This window comes from Sphaerospermopsis kisseleviana CS-549 (genome assembly GCF_028329225.1).
GTDB classification, from domain to species: Bacteria; Cyanobacteriota; Cyanobacteriia; order Cyanobacteriales; family Nostocaceae; genus Sphaerospermopsis; species Sphaerospermopsis kisseleviana.
In genome coordinates, this window is the sequence record NZ_JAQMTI010000288.1 from 1 (window position 1) to 9354 (window position 9354).

The window sequence follows — 9354 nt, forward strand, 5'->3', positions numbered from 1 at the left end:
TCGCATTGGCAATAGTCTTAATTCAATACTTGATATCGCAGGATTATATATCAAGTGGGCGATTTTTTTAACTCACTTATGTCAATGCTTGTCAACATAAGTATAGTTTTGTCTATAAAATAGTCAGCTTAGGACTAGCTCTTTTTTTGCCTCACATATTTATAGTACCAAAGATTCTGTAACTTACAATACTGAATCAAGTTTTTGTTACAAAAATTTATAAATGAGGCGATCGTTGTTGCGGAAAATTAATAAAATTAAAGGCTGTAATCATTCCCTAGCAAGATGTTTAAGCCTTTAACTTGATAAATCCCTCTGAACATTTTGATCGGCAGAAAATGAGTATTTATGCTGGGTTCAGTGGGAAAACTGGCAATTGAGAACAGACAATAACAGACAATTTAGGTTCTGTTTAAATTCTGTCTACTTGTTGCCATCAACCTACCTCCATGAGAAAAAAGACTTTATTTTTCACATTTCTTTACATAAAATAATTAAAGTCCACAAAACTTAATGGATTATTTATGTATAAAAACTTGACAAAGCTAACTTATGAGAGTCTGCAACACAGCAAAAACTACTTTAGCTTGGGTCATAAACTCCTAAGTAAACAATTAAAAAATGTAGTTTACCCCACAGTAGGACGGGTGAAACCAGCATCTCCCAAGGCGATCGCCAAATTACAAAACAGGTTAAACCTGCTACTAGAAGCAGATTGGCAAGATAGCCAAAAAGGGATATATCCTGAAAGTGTGTTATTTGATAATCAGTGGGCAGACTTTTTTGTTAACTATCCACTGCTTTGGCTAGATTTACCCCAGGTATGGGAACGCATCACACAAGGTAGATATCAAGATTTCTCTTCAACAACAGATCAAGAAGGATACCCTAGTTATTATTTGCAAAACTTCCATCACCAAACCGATGGTTATTTAAGCGAATCCTCTGCCAACTTATATGATTTACAGGTAGAGCTTCTGTTTGGTGGTGCAGCTGATCCGATGAGACGACGTATTTTAGCACCCCTGAAACGTGGACTGCAAAAATTTCAGGGAATTTCTCAAAAACAAATCCGCATTTTAGATGTAGCTTGCGGCACGGGGCGAACTCTGAAGTTGATGAGATCAGCTATGCCTGAAGCATCTTTATTCGGTACAGATTTATCACCAGCTTATCTGCGGAAGGCTAATCAAATCTTATCTGAAAATCCCGGCGAATTGCCTCAGCTTTTGCAAGCAAATGCCGAAGAATTACCTTATCTAGATAATTATTTTCATGCTGTAACGTCTGTTTTCCTCTGCCATGAGTTACCAGCAGCAGTGCGTCAAACAGTGATTGAGCAATGCTTTCGAGTCACCAAACCAGGAGGAGTTTTTATTATCTGTGATTCAATTCAAATGAGTGATTCACCAGAATTTGCTGAGATGATGAATGGTTTCTCAAAAATGTTCCATGAACCATACTACAAACATTACACTACTGATGATTTAGTAGAACGGTTAGAGAAAGCCGGTTTTGAGAATATAGAGACACAAATTCACTTTTTGAGCAAATATTTTATTGCTTATAAACCAGCTTAAAGCAAAGCCGAAATACTCATTTTGTTCAGGATAATATTAGGAAAATAACTGCTAATAGTCCATCACACCAATTTGGGATTTGAGATTTTGAATTAATAGTAGAGGCAGAGTCACAAATCGTATTCACTACTCTTAATAGATGTGTGAACCTGCCTCTAAACTAATCGGCTGTTCCATGAATTTCCAACAATACTCAATATTCCAACTGGCTTGGTATCACACCAAATTTGACGGGTTCATCACAGCAAGAACAATCCTATTTTCACCGTGGTTTTCTCCCTTGCCTCTTCAACTTGTAGATACTATAAGGAACACAGAAGCGGTTGAAAAAGGGCGGATGAGTACCTATATGATGCACTAAGTCCGAATCTACGCCAGGTTTACCACAATTACCGGATGTTTTTAGGAAATACTCAACTGTTGATTATTTGTGCATTTGTGTAGTGCTGTAACTGTTTAAGTCTCTGCCAGAGAAGATAAAATCTGGAACGATGACTGAGTTATGTAGTGCTGTAACTGTTTATATCTCTGTCAAAGAAAATAAAATCTGGAACTTTGGATGAGCGATGTAGTGCTGTAACTGTCTATGTCTTTGTTCTATCACTTGTGTCAAGAACGATAAACACCCAGTCATTCCCTAACTTGATTGCTTTGCTGATAACGAATTCTCCTACAAGCAGTCTGAAGCTATGAGGGTTAAACAAAGGAATGGATATTGCTAAAAAATTCCATTGACTCTTTGCGTCCACTACCGCGATGGGGTGCTGGCTGTTCTGGTTGGTTGGGAGCGGGTTTAGAATTGTCCGCAAATAGCTTTTCTGAACCAAAATTAGCAATCAGCAAACAGGAAAGGCTAGTGAACTTTGCTTCGTAATTAAAAGCTAAGGAGCCGGATACCAGACTCGATACTAAAAGTGAAATTGCAGCACGCATAGTAGATGTCTATTTTAGAACTCTCTACTTCACTGATACTTAGCTTTGATCTAAAGATCCGGACAATTTGAAAAAAAGTATTGTATGTAACTGCAAAAAAATCAATTTGATACTTCGTCGATATATTCGACAAGTAGCCAGTTTCCAGATGAATTTGCTCGACCCCAAACTTTGAGCTTTTGATTTTGGCGCAAGACTTGCAATTGCTGATCTACAGATGATTCCAAAGTTACAATCTGCCAAGTCTTAGGTAATAATTCTGTTGGGTTTGTGATAGTAAATCTGTAATCTTGTTGCCCTAAGCAATTAAAAATTCCTATGAAACAATCAAGATGAGAATTATCAAACTGATCAACTGATAAACAAGGACAATTACCATCAAGAGGATAAGTTTCTGGGTGATTCAAATAATGAATTTGCCAGTTTAACCATTCTGGATGATAGATTGGTAAATTGAACAAGGGAACAATTGCTGTTGGTGATCGCTCGTCTGTCAATAAAGCTGTTTGCAGCATCCTTACTGGTAAATTTCTGGGCTGACAATTTAACTCACAACAGAGAGCAGCCGCCATCCCTGCGGCTTGACCAATACCCATAACTACAGGTTGTAGTCTAGTTGCTCCATTAGCAATGTGAGAGACAGAAATATTCTTCTCACACACCAGCAAACCATCCGTAGATTTGGGAACTAAACAACGGTAGGGAATAGTAAAAGGTGTTCCTGTCCAACGTCCACCCCAGCGAATAGACTTAGGTTGTAGTGAGAACTTAACACCCGGATAATGGTGATCATTGGCGTAGTTTCCAATAGCAACCGCATCATCAAACTTAGCTGCAACTCGACCGTCTCCAATGGGCAGAATATCTTGCTCAGAGACAGTAACAAGTCCCTCTAAGCGGCGACTTTCCCGAAAATAGGGATGAAGTGCAAAAGCTGGAGAGAGACTAGGAAAAACTCCTTCGGCTAAACCGTAGCGTCTACCAAGGTGAGTTTGAATATAATGGGCAAAGTTTTGACTATGCCAGAAACATTCTTGATCAAACTCACGTCTTGCTGTCTTTGACTCTAGCAAACGGTTGGCTTTTTGGCCGTAGTCATTGCCACAAATCGGCCAATTGATCATAAACCAATTGGCGGGCAATCGTCCATAGTTTAAAAATTTTTCTGGTCCATAATTATCCCAAGCACCTGTAAACAAAGATGGATCATAATTAGGCGCTCTGGTAATTTCTGGGGCGATAGATTCCCCAAAATCTTGCATGACTACTATCCATGTCGGTGATTGTACAGAGTATTTTGCAGTCAGATCATTAAAAGTTTCTGGGGCGCTAGGTTCTGCATACTCTGATTTGAGTTCCCATCCCCAACGGTGAGGAACATCTCCTAAAGCTAATACATCTCCTAATTCTGTACCATCAAGGATGACTTGGGCGTAAACTGTGAAATCTGCAAAGCGGATACCTGCAATACAATCTGCGTTGCGTAAAACTTCTAACGGTACTTTCCCGGAAATCCATTGCAGATTCGGTAATTCTCTCACCCAGTCTGCAAAAATTTCTGCACCTATATGGGGTTGATAACTAAAAAAACTCACCCAACTATTATCTAGACCTCCGGGTTGTCTTTTGCGTAATTCTTTAAGAAATGATCCCCATAAACCAGTTTGAAAAGATTTTAATTCATTACCATCGGGAGCAGATACGCCAGCAGATGTTAACATTCCACCTAACCAGGAAAACTCACTGACAAGAATAGTTTTAGCACCTCTCCGCGCTGCTTGAATAGCGGCCGCAGTTCCACCTGTTCCCCCACCGACTACTAAGACATCAGTTGTATAAATTTCATTCATTATGATTTTAGTGTTTACGAGATATAGATCCCGGACTTCTTGAAGAAGTCGGGGATCTGAGTATTTGTGATGTAACATTTATTTGACAGGTTTATTTTACAGCAAAATTGCTCTTGTTTTAAAAATGCTAGATTGGCATAAAAATTTACAAAATTACACATCAATATGAATAACATTTTACCCATTGGTGCTATTCTCCGAGAACGTTATCAAATCCTAGAAATTTTATCTACTAAAACCGGATTTGGTATTACCTATAAAGTTAGAGATCGCAATCATCCCAATCAAAGAATTTTAGTTATCAAACAACTGAAAAAACCCACAGCTGAAAAATTGAAAATTGAACATTTACCAGATGCTTCCAGTGCATATCAAAATTCTTCCTGTGCATTACCACAACAAACAGGTGCTAATTTAACTTGTACCGTTGATATTTTCAAGGTGTTTAATAAATAGGGGGAAATAGTATCTTCCATGAGACGGGATACAATTTTTTATCAATTATTCAAACAATTTCCCAGTTTAATATTTGAACTGGTAGACGAGAAACCACCCACAGCATCAGAATATCAATTTGATTCTATTGAAGTCAAAGAAACAGCATTTAGAATTGATGGAGTATTTTTACCTCCAGATCATGCTAATCCCAAAATAGCATTTTTCGCCGAAGTGCAATTTCAAGATGATCAAGATTTGTATCATCGGTTCTTTACTGAACTAATGATATTTCTCTATCGTCATCAAGTGAGGTATGATAACTGGTACAGAAAATAGTTGTGGAAATTAAAAGTTTTGTTAGCAAATCGCTGATGTATGATTTTCATAACGCCTTGGGACAATATATTGTATATCGGAATCTCATTCAACTTACAGCACCAGAATATAAACTCTATTTAGCTATTGATGATGTTGTCTATGAGAAATTTTTTCAACGCAAATCTGTACAAGCTGTAATTCAGGAAAATCATCTGCTGTTAATAGTTGTTAATACAGAAAAGGAGGAAATTCAAAAATGGATAAACTAGAACAATACCGGAATATTATCAAAAAAATATTGACTGAATATTACGAAATAAGCAATACTCGAATTTCAAAAAATAGTGAATTTGAAGTTAGTGAACGTTTAGCATTTGATGAAACTAGAGATCAATATATTTGGTTTCGTTTTGGTTGGGAAGATAAAAAACAAATACAGCATATCATCATTTATTTTACCATAAAAAACGGCAAAGTCTGGGTAGAAGAAGATGCTACAGATTTATGTATAGTTGATGATTTACTATCAGCAGGAATACCGCAAAATGATATTGTTTTGGGTTTTCATCATCCCAGTAAAAGAGTTTTCACAGAGTTTGCGATCGCTTGAAATAATGATAATATTGTAGGGGTTTAGCAATGCTAAATCCTTATTTTTATGTTATCTTAGTTTAAAAATCAAAATTATCTGGGTTTGCGTCAGGAATTATGCTAAAATATTTTTTATTATGACCTTTAATTACTTAAATCAATGAATGAACTATTATCTCGAATCACACAAATACCCGCTCAATGTGGAGGTCGTCCTTGCATTCGGGGAATGAGAATTAGAGTTAGCGACATTTTAGAAATGTTAGCAGAAAATGTCAGTGTCAATGAAATTTTAGAAGACTTTCCTGATTTAGAACTAGAAGATATTCAGGCTTGTTTAATATTTGCTGCAAGACGCACTGATTTTGTGAGATTAACAGCATGAAAATTTGAATTGATGCACAGTTACCTCCAACATTAGCAGATTGGATTACAAATACTTTTGCTATCGAAGCATTTTCATTAAAAGAAATTGGTTTGCGTGATGCTAAAGATATTGACATTTTTGAAGCTGCCAAAATAGCTAATGTGATCATTATGACAAAAGACATTAGAAGTATTCTTAAAATAGCAGGTTCTCCTATTGGTGCTGATGATGTACTCATTGCAGCAACCGCATTAAGTCATCATCATATTGTTGTCACTTCCAATGTTAGAGAATTTCAAAGAGTACCTAATTTACAAATAGAGAATTGGCGGGTTTGTCAATAAAAGTATCTAAAATCTAATTAAAATGTAGGAGGTTAGCAATGCTAAACCCCTACATTTAGGGTTGAATGAAGATAGTAAAAATATTGATTTATCGAAATAACAAAAAAGAGCGATCGCCTTATTGAATAATCTCAGTATATTACCAACATTATAGATTTTATGGTACATGAGAATAATGAGCATAAAATACATAAAGTACCATAATCAAGAGTTTAATGATTATAATCGCTTTTTTATCCTTATACGTCGCCTTTAACCTGGGTGCAAACGACGTAGCAAACGCAATGGGAACATCCGTAGGATCAAAAGCTGTCACCCTGACACAAGCCATCATCATCGCCGGCATCTTAGAATTTACAGGTGCAGTATTATTCGGACATGGTGTAACAGAAACACTAGGAACAAAAATAGCTAACCCCGACTTATTCATCACCACACCCCAAACCCTAGTATTAGGGATGATAACAGTCCTCATATCAGCAGGGGTATGGCTACAAATAGCCACCTCACTCGGTTTACCCATTTCCTCATCTCATGCAGTCGTCGGTGCGATCGCTGGTTTTACCTGGGTAGCATTAGGAAAAAACGCTATAGATTGGTCATCTATTGGTTTAATTACCATTGGTTGGATATTAACACCAGTCATCAGCGCCACAATCGCAGCTTTTTTTTACAGTCTTATTCAAAAATGGATCTTATCCCAACCTGATTCCCGCTTACAACTACAAGAATGGATTCCCTGGTTAAGTGCAATTTTACTAAGTATATTTGGTGTAATAGTTCTCCCCACCTTAACCCAACCACTGACAAACTTTTTAAGTGAGAAAATCGGTTTAAACATCCCCTCCCACGACATCCCCATATTTACTGGTGCAATAGGCGTAATAGGACTTACATTATATAGTTGGAAAAAACTTAACTCCCCAATCACCAATCACCAATCACCAATCACCAACCCCATTGAACAACTATTTGCACGCTTCCAGCTATTAAGTGCTTGCTTCGTCGCTTTCGCACATGGTGCAAACGATGTCGGAAATGCGATCGCACCTTTAGCAGTAATTTTCTACATCAACCAGACAAATACCGTCCCCAACAATGGGATAATTATCCCTATCTGGATTATGATCTTTGGAGGTGCGGGAATTGTTGCAGGTTTAGCAATTTGGGGTAAAAAAGTCATCGCTACCATCGGCGAAAATATCATCTCTCTACAACCCAGTAGCGGATTTTGTGCCGAAATCGCCACCGCCACCACCATCTTACTAGCTTCTCGGTTAGGTTTACCTGTATCCACTTCTCATGCGCTTGTTGGTGGTGTAGTGGGTATTGGACTTGTACAAAACCTCAAATCAATTAAATTTCAAACCCTCCAGGGGATCGCCGCAGCCTGGGTAATTACAGTCCCCATCAGTGCTGTAATCAGCGCCATAATCTTCAGTATTATCCGGATTATCTGAAAATGCAACTGAAATTTGTGAAGATTCTTGCTTAATGCTTATTATTTGAATGCAATACATTCTCGACTGCAAAAATTAAGTAAGATTACTGTTTTTTTTGCAAAAAACTTTCGGTGATGTACTGCCACAGCAAATGCAAATCATGGACAATTGAAAACTGCCATCTTATGCAATTATCTATAAATAGTATATTTTTGCATAATTGTGGGCAATTTATTAAAATATTGAATAGGAGATAAAAAATCTTCTACTTTTCTCAGAACAATTCCCAGAACAATATTTTAATTTCTCAAAGCAACGGAAACTGTCACGCAATTTACACTTCGCACAAATTTTGGTTTTTAACAACCTACCAATCTGCAAGGCTGTGAAACATTTATCAGTGAACAGTAAACCGTGAACCGTGAACAGACTGACAACTGATAACTGATAACTGATAACTGATTTATCGTCAAGGTGTTAGAGGTTAGAAACTAATGGGGCGATTTGAAAAGCGACCAGAAAACTCACGAAACAGAAGCGACTTATCCAGAGCCGCAGAAAATGCCCTTTGGGATGTAGTTGAAGACTTAGAACAACTCCAACAGAATGTTATTAGAACTTTACAAGACGATGTAAAGCGGCTCGAAACTGAAAAAAACCGTTTAGCTAATGACATTCAACGATTAATAGAAGAAAAAGAAAAATTACAGCAAGCTCGACAAATTACTGAACAGCAAGTTTTGATTCGTCAGTTGGCGGAAGTTTTGGCAAAACATATATCTTCCCAACTGCAATCTTCACTCAAAAGTTTAGCTGATCAATCAATAACCGGAGAATCTTCCCATCAGTCCACCTTCAGATCGGCTGAAGTCAATTCTACAGTAGCTAGTCAGATAAGTGAAAATGTCAGTCAGATGTTGAACAATCTGGATGATACCGTCACAATTGCTTTTAGCTCCATCCAAAAAGAATTAACAAATTATCAAAGTCATCTTTCCCAGCAGTTGTTACGAATGTACGATCAACAGCAGCAAGGGGAAGAAATCTTAGCAGAATTTGTCAAGCGTTTACGAGAGGAACTAGAGAACATCAAAGATGCAAATTCTCTGAAAAGTTTGACAGGAGGAGCGCCAACAGTATTGCAACTGTCCGAACCCTACAAAAATGGTTTCTCGGAAAATTCTTCAGAGAGAATAGTTGCTGAACGAGTTTCTTTATTAACTCAAGAGCTACCAAAAAGCGAAAATTCATCCTCAGATGCTGTGGTTGCATTACCACCACCTCCAGAACATCCACCAGAACCAGTTTCTGTGCTTGTTCCTGAGTCTTTAACCTCAGAAACACCAGAAACCCCAACTTCAGAACATCCACCAGAACCAGTTTCTGTGCTTGTTCCTGAGTCTTTAACCTCAGAAACACCAGAAACCCCAACTTCAGAACATCCACCAGAACCAGTTTCTGTGCTTGTTCCTGAGTCTTTAACCTCAGAAA

9 protein-coding genes and 2 pseudogenes are annotated in these 9354 nt (G+C 37.6%); 9 read left to right on the forward strand and 2 right to left on the reverse strand.

What is annotated here, in order from left to right:
* Positions 1–524 precede the first annotated feature (524 nt).
* Entirely contained in the window at positions 525–1580 is a 1056-nt protein-coding gene (locus PN497_RS22765; protein ID WP_096567256.1) for a class I SAM-dependent methyltransferase, read from the forward strand.
* Between the two features lie 696 nt (positions 1581–2276).
* Here PN497_RS22765 and patX read toward each other — a convergent pair.
* Together patX and PN497_RS22775 are read right to left on the reverse strand one after the other, a co-directional pair.
* Positions 2277–2513: a heterocyst-inhibiting protein PatX gene (gene patX, locus PN497_RS22770; RefSeq protein ID WP_096567258.1), complete on the reverse strand. Its 237-nt coding sequence runs from the start codon at positions 2511–2513 to the stop codon at positions 2277–2279.
* 101 nt (positions 2514–2614) lie between these two features.
* The gene (locus tag PN497_RS22775; RefSeq protein WP_409349339.1) at positions 2615–4363 is read right to left on the reverse strand and encodes an FAD-dependent oxidoreductase; all 1749 of its coding nucleotides are present in this window, start codon (positions 4361–4363) and stop codon (positions 2615–2617) included.
* Between the two features lie 165 nt (positions 4364–4528).
* Here PN497_RS22775 and PN497_RS22780 point away from each other — a divergent pair, with 165 nt between their 5' ends.
* The 8 genes and pseudogenes from PN497_RS22780 to PN497_RS22815 all read left to right on the forward strand — a co-directional run.
* On the forward strand, positions 4529–4819 hold the full coding sequence (locus PN497_RS22780) for a hypothetical protein (protein WP_272110891.1): 291 nt from the start codon (positions 4529–4531) through the stop codon (positions 4817–4819).
* Positions 4820–4837: 18 nt separating this feature from the next.
* A pseudogene (locus tag PN497_RS22785) lies at positions 4838–5128 on the forward strand (DUF2887 domain-containing protein); the annotation flags it as partial.
* Positions 5129–5139: 11 nt separating this feature from the next.
* The gene (locus PN497_RS22790; protein WP_272110892.1) at positions 5140–5388 is read left to right on the forward strand and encodes an element excision factor XisH family protein; all 249 of its coding nucleotides are present in this window, start codon (positions 5140–5142) and stop codon (positions 5386–5388) included.
* Entirely contained in the window at positions 5376–5729 is a 354-nt protein-coding gene (locus PN497_RS22795; protein ID WP_096567264.1) for a XisI protein, read from the forward strand. The genes PN497_RS22790 and PN497_RS22795 overlap by 13 nt, the downstream gene beginning before the upstream one ends.
* 141 nt (positions 5730–5870) lie before the next feature.
* Positions 5871–6095, forward strand: coding sequence for a DUF433 domain-containing protein (locus PN497_RS22800; protein ID WP_096567266.1), 225 nt, complete (start codon positions 5871–5873; stop codon positions 6093–6095).
* An 8-nt stretch (positions 6096–6103) separates the two neighbouring features.
* Positions 6104–6421, forward strand: coding sequence for a DUF5615 family PIN-like protein (locus tag PN497_RS22805; protein WP_272110894.1), 318 nt, complete (start codon positions 6104–6106; stop codon positions 6419–6421).
* Between the two features lie 215 nt (positions 6422–6636).
* Positions 6637–7881: an inorganic phosphate transporter gene (locus tag PN497_RS22810; RefSeq protein WP_096567268.1), complete on the forward strand. Its 1245-nt coding sequence runs from the start codon at positions 6637–6639 to the stop codon at positions 7879–7881.
* A gap of 476 nt (positions 7882–8357) precedes the next feature.
* Positions 8358–9354 (forward strand): annotated as a pseudogene (locus PN497_RS22815) (hypothetical protein); the annotation flags it as partial.

Bases quoted from the DNA above. Each gene is read 5' to 3' on its own strand.
- PN497_RS22765 (WP_096567256.1), top strand. From the start codon at position 525: ATGTATAAAAACTTGACAAAGCTAACTTATGAGAGTCTGCAACACAGC.
- patX (WP_096567258.1), bottom strand. From the start codon at position 2,513: ATGCGTGCTGCAATTTCACTTTTAGTATCGAGTCTGGTATCCGGCTCC.
- PN497_RS22775 (WP_409349339.1), bottom strand. From the start codon at position 4,363: ATGAATGAAATTTATACAACTGATGTCTTAGTAGTCGGTGGGGGAACA.
- PN497_RS22780 (WP_272110891.1), top strand. From the start codon at position 4,529: ATGAATAACATTTTACCCATTGGTGCTATTCTCCGAGAACGTTATCAA.
- PN497_RS22795 (WP_096567264.1), top strand. From the start codon at position 5,376: ATGGATAAACTAGAACAATACCGGAATATTATCAAAAAAATATTGACT.
- PN497_RS22800 (WP_096567266.1), top strand. From the start codon at position 5,871: ATGAATGAACTATTATCTCGAATCACACAAATACCCGCTCAATGTGGA.
- PN497_RS22810 (WP_096567268.1), top strand. From the start codon at position 6,637: ATGATTATAATCGCTTTTTTATCCTTATACGTCGCCTTTAACCTGGGT.